This is a genomic window from Streptomyces sp. NPDC030862 (assembly GCF_055571835.1).
The window spans coordinates 302,892-326,438 of record NZ_JBVIEN010000006.1 but is presented as its reverse complement, the minus strand read 5'-3'; the positions used below and the strand labels follow the sequence as shown (position 1 = coordinate 326,438).

19 protein-coding genes and 1 tRNA gene are annotated in these 23,547 nt (G+C 73.9%); 9 read left to right on the top strand and 11 right to left on the bottom strand.

Translation table 11 applies throughout. The features are described 5' to 3' along the window. Nucleotides 1-254: 254 nt before the first annotated feature. The 7 genes from ACZ42X_RS18655 to ACZ42X_RS18625 all read left to right on the top strand — a co-directional run bounded on the left by ACZ42X_RS18655 (nt 255) and on the right by ACZ42X_RS18625 (nt 10,874). On the top strand, nt 255-1,625 hold the full coding sequence (locus ACZ42X_RS18655; RefSeq protein WP_468291230.1) for a hypothetical protein: 1,371 nt from the start codon (nt 255-257) through the stop codon (nt 1,623-1,625). A gap of 17 nt (nt 1,626-1,642) precedes the next feature. Next, nucleotides 1,643-2,692, top strand: a complete 1,050-nt coding sequence (locus ACZ42X_RS18650) for a glutamate ABC transporter substrate-binding protein (protein ID WP_468290857.1) — start codon at nt 1,643-1,645, stop codon at nt 2,690-2,692. Nucleotides 2,693-2,723: 31 nt separating this feature from the next. Continuing rightward, complete coding sequence (locus ACZ42X_RS18645) at nt 2,724-3,992, top strand: hypothetical protein (protein WP_468290854.1); 1,269 nt, start codon at nt 2,724-2,726, stop codon at nt 3,990-3,992. A 41-nt stretch (nt 3,993-4,033) separates the two neighbouring features. Then, nucleotides 4,034-6,700, top strand: a complete 2,667-nt coding sequence (locus ACZ42X_RS18640) for a serine/threonine-protein kinase (RefSeq protein WP_468291228.1) — start codon at nt 4,034-4,036, stop codon at nt 6,698-6,700. A 2-nt stretch (nt 6,701-6,702) separates the two neighbouring features. After that, nucleotides 6,703-8,130 (top strand): PP2C family protein-serine/threonine phosphatase, encoded by a 1,428-nt coding sequence (locus ACZ42X_RS18635; protein WP_468290851.1) that lies wholly within the window; start codon nt 6,703-6,705, stop codon nt 8,128-8,130. 67 nt (nt 8,131-8,197) lie between these two features. Further along, the gene (locus tag ACZ42X_RS18630) at nt 8,198-9,574 is read left to right on the top strand and encodes a vWA domain-containing protein (protein ID WP_468290848.1); all 1,377 of its coding nucleotides are present in this window, start codon (nt 8,198-8,200) and stop codon (nt 9,572-9,574) included. Nucleotides 9,575-9,626: 52 nt separating this feature from the next. Next, nucleotides 9,627-10,874 (top strand): FHA domain-containing protein, encoded by a 1,248-nt coding sequence (locus ACZ42X_RS18625; protein ID WP_468290845.1) that lies wholly within the window; start codon nt 9,627-9,629, stop codon nt 10,872-10,874. Between the two features lie 3 nt (nt 10,875-10,877). Here ACZ42X_RS18625 and ACZ42X_RS18620 read toward each other — a convergent pair whose 3' ends face one another. Continuing rightward, nucleotides 10,878-11,864 (bottom strand): methyltransferase domain-containing protein, encoded by a 987-nt coding sequence (locus ACZ42X_RS18620; RefSeq protein WP_468290843.1) that lies wholly within the window; start codon nt 11,862-11,864, stop codon nt 10,878-10,880. 173 nt (nt 11,865-12,037) lie between these two features. Here ACZ42X_RS18620 and ACZ42X_RS18615 point away from each other — a divergent pair, with 173 nt between their 5' ends. After that, nucleotides 12,038-12,442: a globin gene (locus ACZ42X_RS18615; protein ID WP_361429283.1), complete on the top strand. Its 405-nt coding sequence runs from the start codon at nt 12,038-12,040 to the stop codon at nt 12,440-12,442. A 10-nt stretch (nt 12,443-12,452) separates the two neighbouring features. On the opposite strand, the gene ACZ42X_RS18610 is transcribed toward ACZ42X_RS18615, so the two are convergent. The 7 genes from ACZ42X_RS18610 to ACZ42X_RS18580 all read right to left on the bottom strand — a co-directional run bounded on the left by ACZ42X_RS18610 (nt 12,453) and on the right by ACZ42X_RS18580 (nt 21,101). After that, nucleotides 12,453-13,124 (bottom strand): DUF8010 domain-containing protein, encoded by a 672-nt coding sequence (locus ACZ42X_RS18610; protein ID WP_361429285.1) that lies wholly within the window; start codon nt 13,122-13,124, stop codon nt 12,453-12,455. Beyond that, the gene (locus tag ACZ42X_RS18605) at nt 13,121-13,603 is read right to left on the bottom strand and encodes an acyl-CoA thioesterase (RefSeq protein ID WP_468290838.1); all 483 of its coding nucleotides are present in this window, start codon (nt 13,601-13,603) and stop codon (nt 13,121-13,123) included. Before ACZ42X_RS18605 ends, ACZ42X_RS18610 begins: the two co-directional genes overlap by 4 nt. A gap of 10 nt (nt 13,604-13,613) precedes the next feature. After that, nucleotides 13,614-15,278, bottom strand: coding sequence for an energy-dependent translational throttle protein EttA (ettA, locus tag ACZ42X_RS18600; protein WP_361429289.1), 1,665 nt, complete (start codon nt 15,276-15,278; stop codon nt 13,614-13,616). A gap of 164 nt (nt 15,279-15,442) precedes the next feature. Beyond that, complete coding sequence (locus ACZ42X_RS18595) at nt 15,443-16,861, bottom strand: Cys-Gln thioester bond-forming surface protein (protein WP_468290835.1); 1,419 nt, start codon at nt 16,859-16,861, stop codon at nt 15,443-15,445. 225 nt (nt 16,862-17,086) lie between these two features. Next, the gene (locus tag ACZ42X_RS18590) at nt 17,087-17,533 is read right to left on the bottom strand and encodes a single-stranded DNA-binding protein (RefSeq protein ID WP_468290832.1); all 447 of its coding nucleotides are present in this window, start codon (nt 17,531-17,533) and stop codon (nt 17,087-17,089) included. 263 nt (nt 17,534-17,796) lie between these two features. After that, the gene (locus ACZ42X_RS18585) at nt 17,797-19,524 is read right to left on the bottom strand and encodes a YfjP family GTPase (protein ID WP_468290829.1); all 1,728 of its coding nucleotides are present in this window, start codon (nt 19,522-19,524) and stop codon (nt 17,797-17,799) included. Further along, nucleotides 19,521-21,101, bottom strand: a complete 1,581-nt coding sequence (locus tag ACZ42X_RS18580) for a dynamin family protein (protein WP_468291225.1) — start codon at nt 21,099-21,101, stop codon at nt 19,521-19,523. Before ACZ42X_RS18580 ends, ACZ42X_RS18585 begins: the two co-directional genes overlap by 4 nt. A gap of 316 nt (nt 21,102-21,417) precedes the next feature. On the opposite strand from ACZ42X_RS18580, the gene ACZ42X_RS18575 reads away from it, so the two are divergent. After that, nucleotides 21,418-21,493: transfer RNA gene (locus ACZ42X_RS18575), tRNA-Arg, on the top strand. A 43-nt stretch (nt 21,494-21,536) separates the two neighbouring features. Here ACZ42X_RS18575 and ACZ42X_RS18570 read toward each other — a convergent pair. Genes ACZ42X_RS18570 through ACZ42X_RS18560 form a run of 3 tightly spaced genes read right to left on the bottom strand, consistent with a single transcriptional unit; the run spans nt 21,537 to nt 23,274 of the window. Continuing rightward, nucleotides 21,537-21,863 carry a GYD domain-containing protein gene (locus ACZ42X_RS18570; protein ID WP_361429372.1) on the bottom strand — a complete coding sequence of 109 codons (327 nt, stop codon included), beginning with the start codon at nt 21,861-21,863 and terminating at the stop codon, nt 21,537-21,539. A gap of 27 nt (nt 21,864-21,890) precedes the next feature. Beyond that, a complete protein-coding gene (locus ACZ42X_RS18565) occupies nt 21,891-22,529 on the bottom strand; it encodes a class F sortase (protein ID WP_468290826.1) in 639 nt (212 codons plus the stop codon). Nucleotides 22,530-22,548: 19 nt separating this feature from the next. Further along, complete coding sequence (locus ACZ42X_RS18560) at nt 22,549-23,274, bottom strand: DUF4142 domain-containing protein (protein WP_468290823.1); 726 nt, start codon at nt 23,272-23,274, stop codon at nt 22,549-22,551. Nucleotides 23,275-23,547 lie beyond the last annotated feature (273 nt).

Here is a 23,547-nt window from a genome sequence, read left to right as displayed (position 1 = left end):
GAGGTCGAATGGCGGTGCGAGTGGGGGGCCGCCGCGGGGTTTCCACACGCCGTTCAGCACGATAGGAACAAGATCGAGTCAAGCCTGGTGTGAATGTCGGCCCCTACGGCCATACTGCGGGCAGCGACCGAGGGGGAGGTCACGTGACATACGCACCGAATGTGCCGAACGGGCCGCGCGTGCCGCCGCCACCGGCGGGCCCGCCGCCATCGGCCGCGCCCGCGACCCTGGCGCCGTCGCCGGGGCCGGCGCCCATGGTGCCCGCGGCCGTGGTGCACGCTCCCGCGGCGTCGCCGCCCGGCGCACCCGTGCCCGCCGGGCGCGGCGCGTGGGCCGAGGGGCGGGCGCGGCTGCGTACCGCGGCGACCACGGAGCCGGGGCGGCTGCAGATCATCGGCGCCGTACTGGCCCTGCTCGTGGTGGCGTTCGGGGCCGTCACCGCCTTCGAGGTCGCCGACCGCTCCGCCGCCGCCGACGACGTGGTCAGCCGCAGCCAGCCGCTGAGCGCCGACGCCGCGCACATCTACCGTTCGCTCGCGGACGCCGACACCGCGGCGGCCAGCGGTTTCCTGGCCGGTGCGCAGGAGCCCGCCGATGTGCGCGAGCGGTACGAGGACGACATCGCGACCGCCTCGCGGCTGCTGGTCAAGGCCGCGGCCAACACCGAGGGCTCGTCCGAGTCGGCGCGCGAGATCACCACGCTCAACGAGTGGCTGCCCCGCTACACGGGCCTCATCGAGCGTGCCCGCGCCGCCAACCGGCAGGGCCTCCCGCTCGGCGGCGCGTATCTGCGGTACGCCAACCAGCAGATGACGACCGAGCTGCTGCCCGCCGCCGAGCGGCTGTACGCGGCGGAGACCGCGCGGCTCGCGCGGGACGACCGGGACGCCCGCGCCTGGCCGTGGCTCTCCCTCGCGGTGGGGGTCGTGGTCGTCGGCGCGCTGGCCTGGGCGCAGCGGCGCACGTACCTGCACACCAACCGGGTGTTCAACCAGGGCCTGCTGGCCGCGACGGCCGCCTCCGTGGTGGTGCTGCTGTGGCTGGCGGCCGGGCACACGGTCGCGAGCAGCCGGCTGGCCGACGCCGGCCGGCACGGCCAGGATTCGCTCAAGGTGCTGAACGAAGCGCGGATCAACTCCCTGAAGGCCCGCGCCAACGAGAACCTGACTCTGGTCGCGCGGGGCGCCGTGCTGACCGACGACGGCAAGAAGGACAAGTACGAGACCGAGTACGGCGCGGGCATGGGCAAGCTGACCGCGGCGCTCGCCGAGGCGGGCCGGCTCGCCGACGACAGCGCGGGCCGCGGCCCGGTCGAGGACGCGGTGCAGCGGGTCGGCGAGTGGCAGAAGCGGCACGCGGCGGCGCGCGCCACGGACGACGCGGGCGACTACGAGGGCGCGCTGGCCAAGGTGATCGGCGACAAGGAGTCCACCGGCCAGTCGTTCGACGAGGTGGACGCGGCGCTGAAGAAGGCCCTGGACCATGAGCAGGGCGAGTTCACCCGCGCCGCCGAAGGCGGCCGCTCCGCGCTGACCGGCCTGCCGGTCGGGGCGCCGGCGCTGGCCGTCCTGGGGGCGGTGGGGGCCATCATGGGCATCAACCGCAGGCTTTCGGAGTACCGGTGAGGGTGAGGGGAGGCACGATGAGCAACCTGGACTTCGAAGGGGACGGCACCCCCGGCGAGCGGAGCCCGACCCGGCGGGCCGCCGGACGGCTGCGCGGGTGGGGCGGGGTCGCCGCGATGGCGGCCGCGTGCGGGCTGACGGCCGCGCTCACCCTGGTGCCGCTGTCGCAGGGCACCGGACTGGGGGCTTCCGCCGTGTCCGGGGCGAGCGGCGCCGTCCCGGCCAAGGCGGACACCTGCAAGGACCCGGAGGCCTCCCTCACCCCGTCCACCGCCGACGGCCCCGCCATCGCCGCGATCAAGGCGCGCGGCAAGCTCATCGTCGGCGTCGACCAGAACAGCTACCGGTGGGGCTACCGCAACCCCGCCACCGGGACGCTGGAGGGCTTCGACATCGACCTCGCCCGCGCCATCGCCGCCGACATCCTCGGCAGCCCGGACGCGGTCATCTTCCGCGCCATCCCCACCAATCAGCGGATCGCCGCGCTGGACAGCGGGAAGGTCGACCTCGTCGTCCGGACAATGACGATCACCTGCAAGCGCGTCGAGCAGGTGGCGTTCTCCACCGCCTACTTCCAGGTGGGCCAGCAGGTCCTCGCACCCAAGGACTCGCCGGTCACGGGCTACAACACGACGCTGGCGGGCAAGCGCGTCTGCTCCGGCGAGGGCACGACGGCGTACGAGGCGCTGGCGAAGGAATCCTTCGGCGCCACGTTCAAGGACGAGGACGACGGCGGCAAGGGCGACAAGGACCTCTACACGGTGCCCAACCAGCTGGACTGCCTGGTCCGGCTGCAGATGGGCGAGGTCGACGCGGTCGTGACGGACAACGCGCTGGCGGCCGGCCAGGCGGCGCAGGACCCGGCCGTCGAGCTGAAGGGCCGGCCGTTCACGACGGAGTACTACGGCATCGCCGCCAAGCTCGGCAAGGACGACCTGGTGCGCCGGGTCAACCAGGTGCTCGTCAGGTACCGGCAGGGGGCGTGGGCACAGGCGTACGGCAAGTGGCTGAAGGCCGACCTGCCCGGGATAGCCGGGCCCCCGGCGCCGAAGTACCGGAGCAGCTGACCGACATGGGCACGAGGCGGAGAGGTGATCGATGGGCGTCACGGAGCCCCCTGGGCCGGTGATGGACCGGGACGAGGTGGACCGTGCGCTGGCGCGGCTCGGGGCGGAGCACAAGGCGGTCGAGGACTCGCTGCTCGCCCTGCAGGACCACGCGGGCCGCAGGCTCCTCGAGGGCGCCGAGCTCACCGGTACGACCAAGGACCGCTGGGCCGCCACCGAGAGGACGATCGGCCTGCTGTGGACGTACTTCGACGCGTACACCGCCGCCCTGCACGAGGCCCGCGAGGTGCGCGCGCGGCGCCGCTGGCCGGGTCGCGAGGAGCTGGCCGAGCTGACGGAGCGGCTGCGCGGCGAGAGCGTCACGGTCTCGGGTACGTCCACGCTGGCCGAGCACTTCACGCTGGAGCGGCTGGTGGCCCGGATGAACGAGCTGTACGCGAGCTCGCTCGACATGGTGGTCACGGCGGACGCGGTCTGGTCCGCGCTGCCCGCGCGGATAGACCTGCTCGCCGCCGAGCTGGGCCGTACGCGCTCGCTGGCGCACTCCGTGGGCGTACGGCCCGGGGAGCACCCGGCGGGGGACGACCTGGAGGCCATCACTCACGAGCTGACCGCGCTGCGGGCGGAGGTGGTGACGGACCCGCTGGCGTTCTGGCGGCCGGCCGCGGGCAGTTCGGCGCCCGGCGGCGGGCGCCCGGACACCGACCGGTACGACCGGGCGGCCCGGGCCCTGGAGGACGTACGGCGCGAGATCGAGGCCGTGCTCCAGGTCCGGCAGGACTCCGAGGCGCGGCTGCTGCGCCTGCGGGACGTGCTGTCGCGCGCGGACCGGACGCTCGCGGAGGCGCGGGCGGCCCGGGGCGAGGTGCTGGCGAAGATCGCCGCCTCGGAGGTGCCTGCGGTCAGCGGCCCGCCGACCGCGCTGCAGGAGCGGCTGGCGACCGCCGCCGAGTACCGCCGCCACGCCCGGTGGCACCGGCTGTCCCCGCTCCTGGAGGCGCTGGAGCAGGAGGCCGAGGAGGAGCTGCTGCGCGCCCGCGAGCAGTTGACGGCCGTCACCGCGCCGCTCGCGGTCCGCGCGGAGCTGCGCGGCCGGCTCGACGCGTACAAGGCGAAGGTGGCGCGGCACGGCATGGCCGAGGACCCGCTGCTGATCGAGCGGTACGACCAGGCGCGCCGGATGCTGTGGAGCGCCCCGTGCGACCTGCGCGCCGCGGAGCAGGCGGTGCTGCGCTACCAGCAGGCCGCCGCGGAGATGCTGTCGGGGGCCGGGCCCGTCGACCGTAGGGGGAGTCAGTGAAGACGTGTCAGCGGCCCGGTTGTGAGGGCTCGTACGAGGACATGGGCGGCGGCGAGCTGTACTGCGACACGTGCGGGCTGGCGCCCGTCGTCTCGCCCAGCGGCATGGTGGCGTCGCCGCCGACCGGTGTGGCGGGCGGCGGGGCCGGGGGCGGCAAGGGCTCCGGCAGCAGCTCCCGCTCGTCGTCCCGGTCGTCCCGCTCCTCGTCCCGGTCGTCACGGCGCTCGGTGTCGGGCCGGCTGTCGCGTTCCCTGACGGGCGGTACGGAGTCGTCGCGTTCGGTCTCGGTGCGCAGCTCCGGCTCGTCCACCGGCCAGTCCGCGCGCAACCGGCTGGGCGCCGGGCTCGTCGCGATCCCGTCCGTGCCGCGCCCCGACCCGCGCTCGGTGGTCATGGCGAACGCCGAGGTGCCCGAGCGCAAGCGGTTCTGTTCGCGCTCCGACTGCGGGGCGCCGGTGGGGCGTGCGCGCGGGGGCCGGCCGGGGCGCACGGAGGGCTTCTGCACCAAGTGCGGCCACCCGTACTCCTTCGTGCCGAAGCTGCGGGCCGGCGACATCGTCCACGGGCAGTACGAGGTGGCCGGCTGTCTGGCCCACGGCGGCCTCGGCTGGATCTACCTGGCCGTGGACCGGGCGGTCTCCGACCGGTGGGTCGTCCTCAAGGGCCTGCTGGACACCGGCGACCAGGACGCGATGGCGGCGGCGATCTCGGAGCGGCGGTTCCTCGCGGAGATCGAGCACTCCAACATCGTCCGCATCTACAACTTCGTGGAGCACCTGGACCAGCGCACGGGCTCGCTGGACGGGTACATCGTCATGGAGTACGTGGGCGGCAAGTCGCTCAAGGACATCGCCAACGAGCGGCGGGGCCCGGACGGCCGGCGCGATCCGCTGCCGGTCGAGCAGGCGTGCGCGTACGGCATCGAGGCGCTGGAGGCGCTGGGGCACCTGCACAGCAGGAACCTGCTGTACTGCGACTTCAAGGTCGACAACGCGATCCAGACCGAGGACCAGCTCAAGCTCATAGACATGGGCGCGGTGCGCCGGATGGACGACGACGAGTCGGCCATCTACGGCACGGTCGGCTACCAGGCGCCCGAGGTCGCCGAGGTCGGGCCGTCGGTCGCGTCCGACCTGTACACGGTGGCGCGGACGCTGGCGGTGCTGACGTTCGACTTCCAGGGGTACACGAACGTGTTCGTGGACTCGCTGCCGGACCCGGACAACATCGAGGTCTTCCGGCGGTACGAGTCGTTCTACCGGCTGCTGGTGCGGGCGACGGACCCGGACCCGGCGCGCCGGTTCGCCTCCGCGCAGGAGATGGCGGAGCAGCTGACGGGTGTGCTGCGCGAGGTGGTCGCCCTCCAGACGGGCCGGCCGAGGCCCGCGCTGTCGACGCTGTTCGGTCCGGAACTGCGGGTGACGGACACGGAGTTGTTCGCGGAGCCGCCGGCCGAGGTGTCGGTGCTCGGCGCGCGGGAGCTGCCGCGGGGGCTGTTCGGCGGCCGGAGGCGGGGCGGAGCGACGGTCCCGGCGCCGATCGCGCGGCCGTCGGTTCCGGGCGGGGGCCCGGTCCCCGCGCCCGGGGCTCCGGGTCCCAGGCGCGCGCCCATGGGTCCGGTGCCTGGCTCGATGCCGGCGATGGCAGGGCCGGGCGCGGTGCCTGGCTCGGTGCCGGCGATGGCGGGGCCGGGCGCGGGGCCGGGGGCGGGGCCTGGCTCGGTGCCCCGGCCGCGTACCGAGTCGCCCATGGCGCCCATGGCGCGCGGTACCGCCGCACCGCTGCTCGGGGCGCTGGACGCGCGGGCCACCGCGCTCGCGCTGCCCGTGCCGCACGTGGACCCCGGCGACCCGAACGCGGGCTTCCTCGCCGGGCTGATGGCCGCCGGCCCCGCCGAGCTGGTCGCCGCCCTGCACACCGCGCCCGCGAACTCCGTCGAGCTGCGGCTGCGCGAGCTGCGCGCGCACCTGGAGATGGGCCGGGTGCCTGCGGCGCAGCGGGCCCTGGAGGACCTGGAGAGCGGACAGCCCGACGACTGGCGGGTCGTCTGGTACCGGGGTGTGGCGTCGCTGGCGACCGGCGACGACGAGAACGCCGCGCTCTCCTTCGACGCCGTCTACGACGCCTTCCCCGGGGAGCCGGCGCCCAAGCTGGCGCTCGGCGTCTGCGCCGAGGTGCTGGGCCAGTTGGACAACGCCGCCGAGTACTACCGCCTCGTGTGGACGACCGACCCGAGCTATGTGAGCGCGGCGTTCGGCCTCGCCCGGGTGCAGCTGGCCGCGGGCGACCGCGTCGGCGCCGTGCGGACGCTGGAGTCCGTGCCCGAGGCGTCCATCCACTACACGGCCGCGCGCGTCGCGGCCGTACGGGCCCGGCTGCGTCACCGCTCCCCCACCGACCCGCTGCTCGCGGACCTGACGGCGGCGGCCGAGCAGGTGTCCGCACTCCAGCAGTTCGGCCTGGACGCGGTGCGCCGCGAGCGGTTGGCTACGGAGGTGCTGGGTACGGCGCTGGACTGGGTCCTCTCCGGAAGCCCCGGGGCCGGCCCGGTACAGACGTCGCTGCTGGGCAGCGAACTGGACGAGCGCGGCCTGCGCTTCGGACTGGAGCGCTCCTACCGGGTGCTCGCCCGGCTCGCTCAGCGCGGCGAGGAAAGGATCGAGATGGTGGAGCGGGCGAACCGGCTCCGCCCCCGGACATGGGTGTGAAGATGTCGCAGATGCACCAGCTGTCGACCTGCCCCGGCTGCGAGGAGCCGCTGGAGCGGGGGGACCTGTTCTGCGGGGCGTGCGGGTACGACCTGTCGGCCGTACCGGAGCCGCCCCGCGACAACCCGACCATGGTGATGGGTTCACCGGCGGAGGGGGCGGTGTGGCCGCACGAGCCCGGGGAGGCCGGGCAGCCGCCGATACGCTTCGACGCCCGCGCCACGGACGGCCCGGCGCGCCCCGACGCGGCCGCCGCAGCCGCAGGCGCAGGCGCAGGCACGGACGCCGCAGGAACGGACACGGACTTCCCGCTGCCCGCACCGGCACCGGCACCGGCGTCGACGCCGCCGGCACCATCGGTCCCGCCCGCACCATCGGTCCCGCCGTCACCACCGGCCCCGGCGGCCCCGCCCGCGCCCATGCCCCCGCCCGCAGCCGCGCCCGTGGCCGCCGTGCCGGATCCGCGGACCGCCGAGCACGCGCACACCCCGCCCGCGGGTACGAAGCTGTGCGTCGCGTGCCGGGCCGGGCACGTGGACCCGGACGGCTACTGCGAGAACTGCGGCCACGCGCAGCCCCGCGAGCGCGACCACATGGAGGAGGAGCTCGGTTCGGTCGCCGCCGTCAGCGACCGCGGCCTGCGCCACCACCGCAACGAGGACGCGTTCGCCGTCTCGTCGACCGCCCTGCCGGACGGTTCGCCGGCCGTCGTGGCCATCGTCTGCGACGGCGTGTCCTCGGCGACCCGCCCCGACGAGGCGTCGGCCGCCGCCGCGGCCGCCGCCAGCGAGTCGCTGCTGGAGTCACTGCCGCGCGGCACGCACCCGCAACAGGCGATGCACGAGGCGATCGTCGCCGCCTCCCAGGCGGTCAACGCCCTCGCGGATGCCGCCGACGGCCATGGCACCGCCATGGAGCACGACCCGCACCGTCACCAGAACGCCCCGGCGTGCACGCTGGTCGGCGCGGTGGCGGCGGGCGGGCTGCTGGTGGTCGGCTGGGTCGGCGACAGCCGCGCCTACTGGGTGCCGGACGACCGCACCGGCCCGCCGGCCCGCCTCACCGAAGACGACTCGTGGGCCGCGCAGATGGTGGCGGCGGGCCTGATGAGCGAGGCGGAGGCGTACGCCGACGAGCGCGCCCACGCGATCACCGGCTGGCTCGGGGCCGACGCGTACGAAGTGGAGCCGCACACGGCGGCGTTCAAACCGGACCGCCCCGGCGTCGTGGTGGTGTGCACGGACGGCCTGTGGAACTACGCGGAGGGCGCGGAGGACATGGCCAGGGTCGTGCCGCCCGACGCGGCGGGCCGACCGCTGCACAGCGCGCAGGTTCTCGTCGGACACGCGCTCGACGGCGGCGGGCACGACAACGTAACAGTGGCCGTGCTGCCGTTCACCCTGGCACCGCAAGGGGCAGGATCGGCCTGAATCGACCTGCCTGTCCTTTCCGTTCCCGTTCCGTCTTGTGCGTGTGGAGTCCCGAGGAGCCCCTCAGATGGCGATCTTCTCCAAGTCGAGCGTGCCGCGGTTCTCGGTCGACGTGTACCAGAACGAGTACCTGCCGGAGGGCGGGCGCGAGGTCAACGCGATCGTCACGGTCACCTCGACCGGCGGCGGCACGACCGGCGGGGCACCGCTGTCCGGAGCGTCGGCCTCCCCCTCGCAGCCTTCGTACATACCGGGCCGGGCGCCGACCGCCGCCGTGGTGGTCATGGTGGACTGCTCGGGTTCGATGGACTATCCGCCGACGAAGATGCGCAACGCGCGCGACGCCACGGCCGCCGCGATCGACACGCTCCGCGACGGAGTCGCCTTCGCCGTGGTCGCCGGGACGCACGTGGCGGAGGAGGTGTACCCGGGCGGCGGGCGGCTGGCCGTCGCCGACGCCCGTACCCGTACCGAGGCCAAGCAGGCGCTGCGCCGGCTGAGCGCGGGCGGCGGCACCGCGATCGGCACCTGGCTGAAACTGGCCGACCGGCTGCTGAACTCGGCCGACGTGCCGATCCGCCACGGCATCCTGCTGACCGACGGCCGCAACGAGCACGAGTCGCCCGAGGATCTGCGGGCCGCGCTCGACGCCTGCGCGGGCCGCTTCACCTGCGACGCCCGCGGCGTGGGCACCGACTGGGAGGTGAAGGAGGTCACGGGCATCGCGTCGGCGCTCCTCGGCACGGCCGACATCGTCGCCGATCCGGCCGGCCTGGCCGCGGACTTCACGCGGATGATGGAGAACGCGATGGGCAAGGAGGTCGCGGACGTCAGCCTGCGCCTGTGGACGCCCGTCGGCGCGGAGATCGTCTTCGTGAAGCAGGTCGCGCCGACCGTCGAGGAGTTGACCGACCGGCGCACGGAGGCGGGGCCGCGCGCCGGGGACTACCCGACGGGTTCGTGGGGCGACGAGTCCCGCGACTACCACGTGTGCGTACGGGTGCCCGAAGCCGCCATCGGCCAGGAGATGCTGGCGGCGCGGGTCTCGCTGGTCCTCCCCGATCCGACGGGCTCCGCCGGGGTGCCGCCGCAGACGCTGTCGCAGGGCCTGGTGCGGGCGGTGTGGACGGACGACATGGCGGCCTCGACGTCCATCAACCCACAGGTCGCGCACTACACAGGACAGGCCGAACTGGCCCAAGTCATCCAGCAGGGGCTGGAAGCGCGCAAGTCGGGCGATTTCGACGGCGCGACGGCGAAGCTCGGCCGGGCCGTGCAGCTGGCGGCCGCCTCCGGGAACGCGGACACTGCGAAACTCCTTGCGAAGGTGGTGGACGTGGTCGACGCGGCGACAGGTACTGTGCGACTGAAGGCGAAGGTCGCGGAGGCGGACGAGATGACGCTCGAAACGCGCTCCACCAAGACGGTTCGCGTGAAGAAGTAACGCACGATCTGCTCGGCCTGCGGGCCGGATGAGGAGAGGGGGAAGCGCCGACATGCCGACCTGCCCGAACGGACACCAGTCGGGTTCCGACGACTGGTGCGAGGTCTGCGGCCACCGCATGTCCGGGGCGGGCGCGCCTGCGGGCGCCGTGCCGCCGCCTCCCCCGCCCCCGCCGCCGCCCGCGTACGGCTACCCGGGTCCCGGCCCGGCGCAGGGCGGCCCGGCCGGCGACCCGAACGCCACCGCCCAGGCGGAGCTCTGCCCGCAGTGCCGTACGCCGCGCGAGGCGATGGCGCCGTTCTGCGAGGAGTGCCGCTGGAACTTCCTCACCAACACGGCGACCTCCTACACTCCGGCCGCCCCGCCGCAGGGCCGCCCCGCCGGTCCGGGTGGTCCGGGGGCTCCGGGTGGTCCGGGTGGTCCGGGCCTTCCTCCAGGCCCGCCGCCGGGGCTGAACCTGCCGCCGGGCTTCCAGGCGCAGCAGCAGCCGCCTCGGCCGCCGGACCCGTTCGAGTACCAGAGCTCCCGCCCGTCGCAGATGAACCGCCCGGCCGAGCCGCTGCCGCCCGAGCCGCAGGCACCGCAGGGCCCGCCGCAGGGTCCCCCGCAGGTTCCTCAGGCGTTCCAGCAGCCGGGCCCGCCGGCCCCGCCCCCGCCGCAGGGGTTCCAGCGCCCGGGCCCGCCGGCCCCGCCGCAGCCGCACGCACCGCAGCCGCACGCACCGCAGCAGCCGCAGCCGCCGCAGACCGGTGGCGGCGGTGACGACTGGATGCTGCCTCCGCCCTCGCACGCGTCGCAGCCGCCCCAGCAGCAGCCGCACCCGCAACAGCCGCACGCACCCCAGCAGGCCCAGCAGCCTCACGTGCCCCAGGCGCCCCAGGCGCCCCAGGCACCGGCCGGCTGGACCGCCGTGGTCGGCCCCGACCGCGAGTACTTCATGGCGATGATGCAGCGCAGCGGCCCGGAGGCCGCGGGCCTCAACCTGCCCGCGTACTCGCCGGAGCAGCGGCTCACGCTCTCGGGCAACCAGATCACCATCGGCCGTCGCCGCCACTCCACGGGCGAGGCGCCGGACATCGACCTGTCGGTGCCGCCGGAGGACCCGGGCGTCTCCCACAAGCACGCGGTGCTGGTCCAGCAGCCCGACGGCTCCTGGGCCGTGGTCGACCAGAACTCCACCAACGGCACCACGCTCAACGGCGCCGAGGACCCGATCCAGCCCTATGTCCCCGTCCCGCTCAAGGACGGCGACCGGGTCCACGTCGGCGCCTGGACGACGATCACGATCCGCCGCGGTTAGGGCCTAGTCGGGGGGCGGACCGAGGGGCCAGAGGTACGGCCCCTCGGGTTCGTCCAGCCACGCCCACTGCCGCTCGCCGCTGACCGTCACGCCGAACCGCTCTCGCGCGGGCTGCCCCTCGCGCTGCCAGAGCGAGTAGGCCTCCTGCGGGTCCAGGCTCCCCGCCGTGAGTGTCAGCAGGAAGCGGAACAGGTCGCTCTCCGTCGCGCGACGGGGCAGTCCGCCGGTGTGCGGTGGCACGGCGGCCGGGACCGCGCCGCGCAGCGGGACGAAGTACGCGGAGGTGCTCAGGAACCGGCCCTCGGCGTGCTCCGCGTCCCCTACGCGCAGCGAGATCACGCCGGTGGCCATCGGCGCCAGGACGTGCGCGTCACCGGGGCGGCACTGCGCGAGCCACTCCCTCGGGACGGACGGTACGGCGCAGGTGGCGATGATCCGGTCGAACGGCGCTCGCCGCGGGCAGCCGCGCGCCCCGTCGCCGGTGACCACGGTGGGCCGGTGGCCGGCCGCCGCCAGGTGGGCCCGCGCCGCCTCGGTGATGTCCTCGTCCAGGTCGACGGTGGTCACGTGCTCGTCGCCCAGCCGGTGCGCCAGCAGCGCCGCGTTGTAGCCGGTCCCGGCGCCGATCTCCAGGACGTCGTGCCCGTCCCGTACGTCGAGGGCCTCCAGCATGTACGCCATGAGGGAGGGCTGACTGGCGGAGGAGACCAGGTCGCCGTCGCGCAGCCGCGTGGCGAGCGGCCGGTCCGCGTAGGCGCCCGCCAGCCAGCGCTCGCGCTGGGCCGGGTCGGGGTCCTCGCACGAGAGCCGCTCGTATCCGCCCATGACACCGATGTAGTAGGACGGCACGAACAGGTGCCGGGGCACCGTTTCGAACGCCGCCCGCCAGGCCGGGTCGGTCAGGTCCCCGGCGTCGGCGATCTCGCGCACCATCGCGCGCCGCGCCTCGGCGGCGCGTGCGGCGAACGGGTCCTCGCGCCCTGTCCCCATACCTCCACTCTCCTGCGGCCGGGGAGGAACGGGAAGCGCAAGCCGTCGAGCGGAAGCGGAAGCGGAAGCGGGAGCGAGAGCCGGAGCGGGAGCGAGAGCGGGACCGGCAGGGGCCGATCGGGCAAGGACCTAGGACCCGGGACCTGGGCCGGTCCGTCTGAGACCATGGACGGGTGATGGAGATTCCGCGTGGCACGCTTCAGGAGCAGACGTTCTACGAGCAGGTCGGCGGCGAGGAGACCTTCCGGCGCCTCGTCCGCCGTTTCTACGAGGGTGTCGCCGAGGACCCCGTACTGCGGCCGATGTACCCGGAGGAGGACCTGGGCCCCGCTGAAGAGCGGCTCGCGCTCTTCCTGATGCAGTACTGGGGCGGCCCCCGCACCTACAGCGACCACCGCGGGCACCCGCGGCTGCGCATGCGCCACGCGCCCTTCACCGTGGACAAGGCCGCGCACGACGCCTGGCTGAAGCACATGCGCGCCGCCGTCGACGAGCTCGGCCTGTCCGAGGAGCACGAGCGGCAGCTGTGGAACTACCTGACGTACGCCGCGGCGTCGATGGTCAACACCGCGGGCTGAGCCGCGCCGCTCACCGCTGGTGCGGGACCGCGGTGACGGTCAGGCCGCCGAGGCCGCCCGCGGTGCGGACCGCGACCGAGCCGAAGGGCGTACGCAGGCGGAGCCAGGTCCCGGCGCCGAGCAGCGCCACCGGCACCTCGTGCGAGGGCAGGAAGCCCAGCGCCTGGGCGGCGTGGACGGCGCGCAGCGGCAGGCCCGTCGAGCCGATCAGCCGGGACCAGATCTCGCGGCCGATCCGGTCGCGTTCCGCGCGCGTCCGGCTCTCGGCCGGCAACTCCTCGTCGCGTGCCCGGAATTCGGCCACCGCGGCGGCGACCGCGCCGCGCAGCTCGCCGGCGTCCGGCAGTCCGGGCACCTCGCTCCAGCCGCCGCGCGGGGGCAGGAGCCCGGTCCAGGGCGGCCCGGTGACGGGCGCCGGCACCATCGCCTTGCCCGCCGACTCCTCGATGCCCTCCAGGAGCTGACCGGCGGAGACGGTGATGTCCAGCGGCGCCTCGTCCATGAGCGTGGCCGTGCGGATGGCCAGCACCTCGAAGGACGGCGGGCGCCCGAACACGGCCAGGGCGCCGCCGGCCGCCTGGAGGCGGACGACGGCGGCCCGGTCGTAGTGGATCAGCCGGGCCAGGAAGGCGGCGAGGTCCGCCGCCTCCCTGGCGTCGGCGAAGTGCAGCGGCGCCGTCATACGGCCGCGGCCTCCCCCGGCGCCGACGCCTGTGCCGGTGCCTGCGCCGGCTGCGCGTGCATGCCGTCGTCCACGTACTCCTCCAGGAACGACCGCTCCTCCGCGCTGATGCGGCGCGGCCGCTGCGCCTCCAGGTCGAAGGGCACGACGACCGTCGAGGCGCGCACGTACACCTGGGCCGAGCCTTCGGCGTCCTTGATCTCGTACGCGATCGTCAGCGACGCCGCACCGATCTTGGTGACCCACGACTCGATGATCACCGGCTCGTGCCGGTGGACCAGCGGCCGTACGTAGTCGATCTCGTGCCGGGCGACGACCGACCCGCCGGAGAACGACGGCGAGCCGTTGCCCGGCGCCAGCCGGAACATGAAGTCGATGCGGGCCTCCTCCAGGTAGCGGAGGAAGACCACATTGTTGACGTGCCCGAAGGCGTCCATGTCCGACCAGCGCAGCGGGCACCGGTAGATGTGACGAGCCACTGCCTCCGCCTCAGCCCCGGGTGAGCTTCTTGTGCGTGGCACGGTGCGGACGGGCGGCGTCCGGGCCGAGGCGCTCGATCTTGTTCTTCTCGTACGACTCGAAGTTGCCCTCGAACCAGAACCACTTGGAGTCGCCCTCGTACGCCAGGATGTGCGTGGCGACCCGGTCGAGGAACCAGCGGTCGTGGGAGACGACCACGGCCGCGCCCGGGAACTCCAGCAGCGCGTTCTCCAGGGAGGACAGGGTCTCGACGTCGAGGTCGTTGGTGGGCTCGTCGAGGAGCAGCAGGTTGCCGCCCTGCTTGAGGGTCAGCGCCAGGTTCAGGCGGTTGCGCTCACCGCCGGAGAGGACGCCGGCCGGCTTCTGCTGGTCCGGGCCCTTGAAGCCGAAGGCGCTGACGTAGGCGCGGGACGGCATCTCGACCTGGCCGACGTTGATGTAGTCGAGCTCGTCGGAGACGACGGCCCACAGCGTCTTCTTGGGGTCGATGTTGGCGCGGGACTGGTCGACGTAGCTGATCTTGACGGTCTCGCCGACCTTGATCGAGCCGGAGTCGGGCTGCTCCAGGCCCTGGATCATCTTGAACAGCGTGGTCTTGCCGGCGCCGTTCGGGCCGATGACGCCGACGATGCCGTTGCGCGGGAGCGAGAAGCTCAGGTCCTCGATGAGGACCTTGTCGCCGAAGGCCTTGCTGAGCTTCTCGACCTCGACGACGACGCTGCCCAGACGCGGGCCCGGCGGGATCTGGATCTCCTCGAAGTCCAGCTTCCGGGTCTTCTCGGCCTCGGCGGCCATCTCCTCGTAGCGGGCGAGACGGGCCTTGGACTTGGCCTGGCGTCCCTTGGCGTTGGAGCGGACCCACTCCAGCTCTTCCTTGAGCCGCTTGGCGCGCTTGGCGTCCTTCTGGCCCTCGACCTTGAGACGGGTCTGCTTGGTCTCCAGGTACTTGGAGTAGTTGCCCTCGTAGGGGTAGGCGCGGCCGCGGTCGAGCTCGAGGATCCACTCGGCGACGTTGTCGAGGAAGTACCGGTCGTGGGTGATGGCGACGACGGTGCCGGCGTACTTGGCGAGGTGCTGCTCCAGCCACTGCACGGACTCGGCGTCCAGGTGGTTGGTGGGCTCGTCGAGCAGCAGCAGGTCGGGGGCCTCCAGCAGCAGCTTGCAGAGCGCGACGCGGCGCTTCTCACCACCGGAGAGGTTGGTGACCTGCCAGTCGCCGGGCGGGCAGCCCAGCGCGTCCATGGCCTGCTCGAGCTGGGCGTCGAGGTCCCACGCGTTGGCGTGGTCGAGCTGCTCCTGGAGCTTGCCCATCTCCTCCATCAGCTCGTCGGTGTAGTCGGTCGCCATCTGCTCGGCGATCTCGTTGAACCGGTCGAGCTTGCCCTTGATCTCGGCGACGCCGTCCTGCACGTTCTCCAGGACGGTCTTCGACTCGTCGAGCGGGGGCTCCTGGAGGAGGATGCCGACGCTGTAACCGGGCGAGAGGAAGGCGTCGCCGTTGGACGGCTGCTCCAGACCCGCCATGATCTTGAGGACGGTGGACTTACCGGCGCCGTTCGGGCCGACCACACCGATCTTCGCACCGGGCAGGAAGCTCAGCGTCACGTCATCGAGGATGACCTTGTCGCCGTGCGCCTTGCGCGTCTTGCGCATCGTGTAGATGTACTCAGCCAAGAGAAACCGTCCGGCAATCCGTGAGTGGGCAGATACACCCCATCTTGCCTGACGTCCATCCCTCGATGGAAACCAGTTGTATGAGGGGGTGGGTGGAGGGGGCGGGGGGCGCGCCGCCGGACGCCGCCCTCACCAGCGCGGCGTCATCACCCGCTTGCGCGTTGTCACGACTTCTTGCGGAGGAAGAGCACCGCCGCCCCGCCGATGAGCAGGAACGCGATGGCCGTCCCGGCGATCATGGGCGTGGCTCCGGACGCGCCGGTCTCGGCCAGGTCCAGGTCGGTCTCGCCGCCCGCCGTGGCCGTCCCGGCGCCGGTGGTGGCGCCTCCGGACAGCGGGCTGGGCTGTGAGCCCGGCTGCCCGGCCATAGTGGCCGTGGAGCCGGTGGTCCTGCAGTCCAGGACGCCCTTGAAGGTCTTGGTGAAGCCGCCGGGCGCGGTGACCGTCAGCTGGTACGCCTGGTCCTCGGCGACCGGGATGGTCACCGTCCGCGTCGCGCCCGCCTCCACCGTGTACCGCAGGCCCATGAGCTCGTAGGAGAAGGGGGCTGCGCCCTTGTTGGTGGCGGTGATGTCCACGCCGCCCTTGGCGCAGTTCTTCCGGGCGGACAGGGCGGGTATGGCACCCGTGGTGCCCCAGGTGGCGGTGGCCGTCGCGGAGACGGTCGACCTGCTGGACCCGGCCAGGATCTGCGTCTGGCTCCTGGTGACCCCGGCGAACGCGCGGCCGACCGGTACGGAGGTGGTGCCCTGCACGCTCAGCGCGGCGGTGCCGTCGGCGGCACCCGCGGGCACGTCGAAGTAGAGGCTGCTGCCGTTGACGGCCGAGTCGACCGGTTTCCCGGTCGCGTCGGTGATCCGGACGCCGCTGGCGGCCGCGTCGGCGGGCGGGCTGACCGTGACCCGGTCGGCGTTGGTGCGCACGGTGACCGGTCCGAGCCGGGTACCGGCGGGGCCGGCGACCGCGCCCGGCTCCAGGCGGAGCGAAGCCTCGGGCTCGGCGACGCCGCCGGCTTCCCCCTGCAGCCAGTCGGCGAGCTTCTCGGCCGCCGGGTCGAGCGCCTCGACCTCGGCCCCGTCCGAGTACCGCCAGATCGCCACCTGGGTGCCGGCGGCGGCCGTCTCCGGCGTGAGCGGCCCGGTGCCGGCCTCCTTGGCGAGGCCCACGAGGTCGTCGACCTGCGGGTAGGAGTGCTGGAGGATCCAGCGGATCCGGCCCGCGTCCTTGTTGCCGCCGAGGGACGTCTGGTCCCAGGAGGTCTCCAGGTACCTGGCGTTCTCCTGGGTGGGGTTGTGTACGTCGATGCAGTACGTCTTGAGGGTGCCGCCGCCGTCGACGGTCATCTCGAAGAGGCCGGCGGGGAGCTGCTGCGTCTGGTTGCCGATGTGCAGGACGGCCTGGTGGAAGGTGGTCAGGCCGTTGAGGGTCGCTGCCGCACCCCCCTGGTGCTGGGGCGCCTCGTCGGCGGCGGCGGGGGTCACGCCGACGGCGGCGCCGGCCGCCACCAGCCCGGAGGCCACGGCCGCGGCGGCGAAGCGGGCGGCGCGGCGCTTCCGCCTCCGTACACAAAACGCAGCAAACACAGAATTCCCCTCTGGGCGAGGTGTTGTCGCGTGGGACGCGTGGGGGGAGTGCCTCGCCTGCCGACTCAAGTGGCCCGTGGGTACCCAGGAGTACCCCGGTGATCCTAAAGAGGCGACCCGACACAGTCCCCTGTCATACCGTCAGATAACCATTCCGAATCGCAATCGTTATCGCCGCGCGGTCGCGCGCCGGGAATGACCCGTTCACGGCCGGGCGCGACCGCGTCACCCGGCGAACTCCCCGGCAGGAGCGGCGTCCGGCACCATCTCACGGTGCGCTGCACCACCCTGACGCTCAGTCAGCTCTGGTTCGGGCCGCGCCGCTCGTCTGAACGCCGACGTGCCGCGCGTCAGGTCGTGCCCCGCCGCCACCGCGTCGATGTCCACGAACGTCCTGCGCTGGCCCTCCCACTCCTCCTCCCGCACCTTCAGCCTCCCGTGCACCATCAGCGGATCGCCGACGGCGACCGACGCGGCGAGGTTCGCGCCGAGCGTCCGCCAGGCGCTCACCGAGTAGAAGCTGGTCGGTCCGTCGACCCACGTCGCCTTCTCGCGGTCCCACCGCCGCGCCCGCGCCGCGAGCCGGAACTTCGCCACCCCACCGGCCGCGGTGTCCCGGTAGTCCACGCTCGTCGCCACGTTGCCCACGACCGTCACCATGGTCTCGGCCATGACACCCACCCCGTCCCTCTTCTGCTACGCCCGCCGGCACCACGCCGGCTGTCGACGAAACCCATGCTGGCCGCCGCGCCGAATTCCCGCTGACGGGTGTGGACAACCCCGGACGTGTGCAGAACTCCGTCACCCATACGGGCGAGTGTGCCTGGGGAACCCCGCAGCCGAGGCAGCGACCGCCGCGGCCCCGGCACCCCACCGGGGCCTGCCCGTCACTCCACCCGGCGGCCTGCCGGTCCTCCCGCCCGGTGGCCTGCCCGTCACCCCACCCGCCGGCCCGCCTCCACCGTCGCGTACTGCTCGCGCACCTCGCGGTAGCGCATGAGCTCGGAGGCGATCGGGTCGAGGACCATCGCCCGCCCGCACCCCGCCGCCGCCTCGCGCAGCCGCCGCTCGGTCTCCTGGCCGTAGCGGCGCGCGGGCCCCCGTGCCGCCGCCGCGCAGCCCCACTCCACCAGCGGGCCGCCGACGACACCGGAGAGCATGATCAGCGCGGGCACCATGAGCCCCGGCTCCAGCACGCCGACGATCTGCCCCACCAGCCACAGGCCGCCGTAGAACTGCAGCAGCGTCATCGCCGCCTGCGCCAGCACCGCCGCCGGCCACCAGGCGGGGCGCGGCGGCTTGCCGTCCCGCCCCGGCCGCCCGGCCGTCACCGCCAGCTCGTCCAGCGCCTCCGGCAGCCCCTGCGCCCCGCGCACGGCCGCCTCGCGCACCGCCTGCGCCCACGGCGCCGGAAGCCCGCGCGAGGCCTCGTCCGCGACCACGCGTACGGCCTGCTCCACGCGCTGCCGCGCCGTGAGCTCGTCCTCCACCGGCGTCTCGGCGTCACCCTGCGGTGGCGCGCCCCCCGGCGTGCGCAGCCGCTCGTACCACCGCCACAGCCGCAGCCACGGCGTCCCGCACGCGCGTCCGGCGTTGCGGCGCCACTCGCGTTCGGCGGCCTCGCCCGCCGCGTGGGCACCGACGGCGACCGCGAGCCGGGCCCCGAAGTCCTCGCGGGACCGCTCGTCGAGTCCGGGCCGGCCGTCGGCGACGTACACGGGGCGCAGCCGCCGCGCCGTCGCGTCCACGTCCGCCGACAGCCGCCGCTGGGCGGCGTTGTGCTGCTGTACGAACGCTCCGAGCAGCTCGCGCAGTTCGCCGACGCCCTCGCCGGTGAGGGCCGACAGGGCGAGGACCGTGGCGCCGGGTTCGCCGTGCTCGCCGAGCGCCATCCCGTCCTCGTCGAGGAGCCGCCGCAGGTCGTCGAGGACCTGGTCGGCTGCGTCGCCGGGGAGCCGGTCCACCTGGTTGAGGACGACGAACATCACCTCCGCGTGCCCGGCGAGCGGCCGCAGGTAGCGCTCGTGCAGCGCGGCGTCCGCGTACTTCTCCGGGTCGACCACCCAGATCACCGCGTCCACCAGGGCCAGCAGCCGGTCGACCTGTTCGCGGTGGGCGGTGACCGCCGAATCGTGGTCGGGCAGGTCGACCAGGACCAGCCCCTGGAGCGCCTCGTCGCCGACCCCGCCCGCCAGGGGCCGGCGGCGCAGCCGCCCCGGGATGGCGAGCCGGTCCAGCAGCCCGCCCGCACCCTCGGACCAGGCGCACGCGATGGGCGCGGAGGTGGTCGGCCGGCGCAGGCCGGTCTCGGAGACCGGTACCCCTGCCAACGCGTTGATCAAAGTCGACTTCCCGCTCCCGGTGGCTCCGGCGATGGCGACCACCGTGTGCCGGGTGGAGAGTCTCTGACGGGCCGACGCCTCCTCCAGGACGCGCCCCGCCTCGGCGAGCGTCTGGCCGTCCAGCCGGGTCGCGGAGAGCCCCACCAGCTTGCGCAGGGCGTCGAGCCGGCCGCGCAGGGCGGTCGCGTACGGGCCGGTCGGCGCCTGCGCTTCCGCCGCCGAGGCCGGCTCCTCGTCCGCCGTCACCCCCTGCTGCTCCTGCACGCGCCGGGCGATGAGCCCGTCGTCCCAGCGTTCTTCCACGGTGCTCACCGCGGTCACCTCTCCTTCTGGAGGACGGACAGCGCGGCGATCAGCTCGGCCTGCGGCTCGGGCGTGATGTCGAGCCGGTCGAGCGGCGCGAGGCGCCGGTCCCTCTCCTCGTGCAGTACGCGGTCGATGTACGTCTCCACCAGCTCGCCGCCCCGGTCGCGCAGCCTCAGGGCGCCCTGCGCGCCGATCAGTTCGGCGAGCCGCTCGCCCGCGCCGCGGGTGCGGCGCCCGCCGAGGAGCGCGGCCGCCAGCAGCGCGGCGACGGTGTCGGAGTCGGGCGCGGCGGATCGTTCCATCCGCCCCACCTCCTCCTCGGCGAGCTCCTCAAGAACGCGCCGCCAGCGCCGTACGGCCATGCCGATCCGCTCGCCGGCCTCCCCGTCGGGTGGGGCCTGTCCCCCGCCGACGGCCCCGGCCGCCGGTTCGCGCCGCCAGACTTCCTGGACGTGTTCGTCGGCGGCGGCGACGGCGCACTGCAGCAGCGCGCCGAGCGATTCGGTGAGCGAGTCGAGCAGTTCGGCGGCGGTGCAGTCGCGGGGGTAGCCGCGCCAGCGGGTGCGGGCGTCCCCGGCGAGGACGGCGCCGCGCCCGAGCTCACGGCGCACGCGCTCGCCCTCCTTCTCGTACGCCGCCTCGACGGTGCCGGAGAGCCGTACGGCGGCGGCGTACTGCGCGGCGACGGCGCCGGCCAGCTCGGGCATGCGGAGGCGCAGCGAGTCGATGACGCCCTTGGCGGTCCGCCCGACGGCCTGGCGGCGGGCGGCCGGGTCCTGGGCGTGGTACGCCAGCCAGGCCCGCAGCGCGGCCACGGCGTTCTCCGGCAGCAGCCCGCTTCCGCCGCCGGCCGATTCGGGCAGCTCGGGGATGGTGAAGCGCGGTACGTCGCCGAGCCCGGCCCTGGCCAGGAGGGCCTCGTACTGCCGCGACACCTCCCCGATCACCTGGTGGGGCACCCGGTCGAGGACGGTGACCAGCGTGGCGTCGTACTCCTTGGCGGTACGCAGCAGATGCCACGGCACGGCGTCGGCGTAGCGCGACGCGGTGGTGACCATCACCCACACGTCGGCGGCGCACATCAGCTCGGCGGCCAGTTCGCGGCTCTCGACGACGAGGGAGTCGATGTCGGGGGCGTCGAGCAGGGCGAGCCCGCGCGGCAGGCTGTGCGCGGTCTCGACGCGCAGCGCCCTCTCGCCGGCGGGCTCCTGTTCGCCGTCCTCGGGCACCCACACCCGGGTGAGGTGCGGGAGCACCCGCATTCCGGCGAACCAGTGGTGGTCTTCGGGGTGGCAGACGAGGACGGGCGTCCGCGTGGTGGGCCGCAGCACCCCGGCCTCACTGACGCGTCGCCCGATCAGGGAATTGACAAGCGTCGACTTCCCCGCCCCGGTGGAGCCGCCGACGACGGCGAGCAAGGGCGCTTCCGGCTCCTTCAGCCGGGGCACCAGATAGTCGTCGAGCTGCGCGAGCAACTCGGCCCGCGTCAGACGAGCCCGCGGCGCCCCTGGAAGGGGAAGGGGAAGACGCACGGCGGCGACACGGTCGCGCAGGGCGGAAAGTGCGTCGATGAGCTGAGGCCGTACGTCCAAGGTCACCACATGCGAAGAATGCCCAATTTCGGCACGCTTTTGAAGCGTATGGGCGCCTCTGCGCGCCGATCAAGGGCAAGGGACACAGGGGACGAGTGGGACGCAGGCATAACGAGTGCACAACACCCGGCGCGCGTGGCGCAAAAAGCGCTGCGAGAATCGCACCTGCCTGCGATTATCGGTTCGCTTCACCGAACCTCCACATCGTGCCACGCAGGTGAAGCGACCGGGCCAAGGGGATCGGAGCCCTATCCTTGTGCCCGGCAAGGTCACGGACCGCCCGACCAGGGGCTCCAGGTCACCAAGGCCACCACCGGCCCCCGTAGCTCAGTGGATAGAGCAGGCGCCTTCTAAGCGCTTGGCCGCAGGTTCGAGTCCTGCCGGGGGCGCCACTCGGACTCCTTTGGCCGGCGCCGGCGCACGCCGGGCGCGGCGTCAGGCGCCCGGAGGGCGGTACCGCACCTGCTCGGCTCGGCGCAGCGCGTCCAGGGTCTCGTCGACGGTCAGCAGAACGGTCGTCTCGAACGAGCCGAGCGCGCCGCCTCCGCTGATGGCCAGCGCGACCGCGGCCATGGAGACGTTGTCCGGCGCCTCCCACAGGGTGAATCCGTCGTGACTGCCGAAGGCGTACCAGAAGCCGTGCAGCTTCCCGCCGACGGACTCGATGTACGTCCGGGCGGCCTCGGTGCGGTCCTCGGGGTGGCCGATCATCCTCGCCCACGTCTGCGGCGTGTAGCTGAACCTCGACAGATAGAGCGGCATCATGTGCCTTTCTTCGGGGGTCCGTTGTCAGCGGGGTGCGCCGTAGAGCACCAGGTTGTCGGCGTACGCGTGCGCGTCCCGGTCGAAGCGGCCCGCGCAGGTCACCAGGGCGAGGCGCGGGGTGCCGTCGGTGCCGAACAGGTCGGCGGGGAGGGCGGACTTCGGGTACGTGCGACGGGCGACGATCTCGTACGTGTGGCGGGCGCCGTCGGCCGTGGTGACGTGGGCGCGGGCGCCCAGCGGCACCTCGTGCAGGGCTTCCAGGGGGCCCGCTCCCTCGTCCGCCGAGTCGAGATGGCCGGCGAGGAGGAGGGTGCCCCGAGCGGCGCCGGGGTGGGCGCCGAGAGCCCACCAGCCCAGGCGGGCCGGGGATTCCGGTACGGCGAGGACGCCCTTGGTGTCGGTGGCGACGGGGTCGACCGGGGTCCGTTCGACGTGGCCCGGAATGGTGAGGGTGAGCGGCGGGGAGGCCGCGCGGGCGGCGCCGCCGGCCGCGGTGGCCGCCGGGAGGGCGCCCGCGTCCGGGGCGCGCACGCCGGGGTCCACGGCCGCCGGCGGCCACAGGCAGGTCAGCGCGGCCGAGGCGGCCGCGGCGATCCCGGCCCAGACCAGGAGCCGGTCGGGGCCGGGCTCGCCGCGCAGCCGGAGGCCGCCCTCGTCCGTCACGGGCGCACCACCACCGGTGTCAGCGGCCGTCGTTGCGGCGGATGCGGTTGGCGGCCCAGAAGGCGCCGCCCGCGACGAGGACGCCGCCGAGCGCGAGCGCGGGCACGGCGAGCATCACCGGCACGTCGGCCGCGAGGGCGGCCTGTCCGCCGTTGCCCGCGTGGATCGACTTCGGCGCGGTCGCGGCGTCGGCCGCCGCGCCGCGGCAGGTGCCGCCGCGCACCATGTCCAGGTGCATGGCGACGACCGGCCGCGCCGACTTGGCGGCGGCGGTCACCTCGGCGTTCTTGCCGTGGGCCACCTGGTTGTCGATCATCGACAGCGTCTTCTGGTGGGCCGCGGACTGGGCCTGGAGCCAGGCGGTGTCGTACGCGCTGGTGCCGGCCTTCTTCATGACGTTCGCGAGCGTCTCCTGCTGCTCGGCCGTGGGGGCGACGGGCAGGTCGACGCCGAGCTTGTCGGCGAGGGACTTGGTCGAGGCGTCCAGCTTGGTGTGGTCGCGGACCAGGACCTTGCCGACGTTCTTGACGCACTCGGTGGTGGCGTTCTTCTGGGCGTCCTGGCCGGCGGCGATCTCCGCCAGGTTGCCCTGGTGGGAGGCGCGCAGGAAGGCGTTGTCGACGGGCAGCGGGCTCGCGTCGCCGGCGGCGAACGCGGGGGCGGCGGCGCCTGTGGCTATGCCGGTGAGGGTGAGGCAGGCGAGGGCCGTGGCGGCCCGGCGCCGGGGGGAGCGGGAGCGGATCACGATGTCTTGTCCGTTTCTCGTCGGTCTCGTCGGTCTCGTTGATCTCGTCGGTTTCGTTGATTTCGTCGATCTCGTCGGTCGCCTCGGCCTCCTCGGTCTCCGGAGCGAGGGTCCACGGTGACCATCCGAAATCGGCCGTACGCCGTCCGCCATTCGCACTACTGCAAACGGAGCACCACCACCGGATCGGCGCCTGTCCGGCGATGGCTTGGACTCGCCAACCCCTGAACTGGGTCTTGTCACCGTATGCAGTCACATGCGTACATGGAGTTG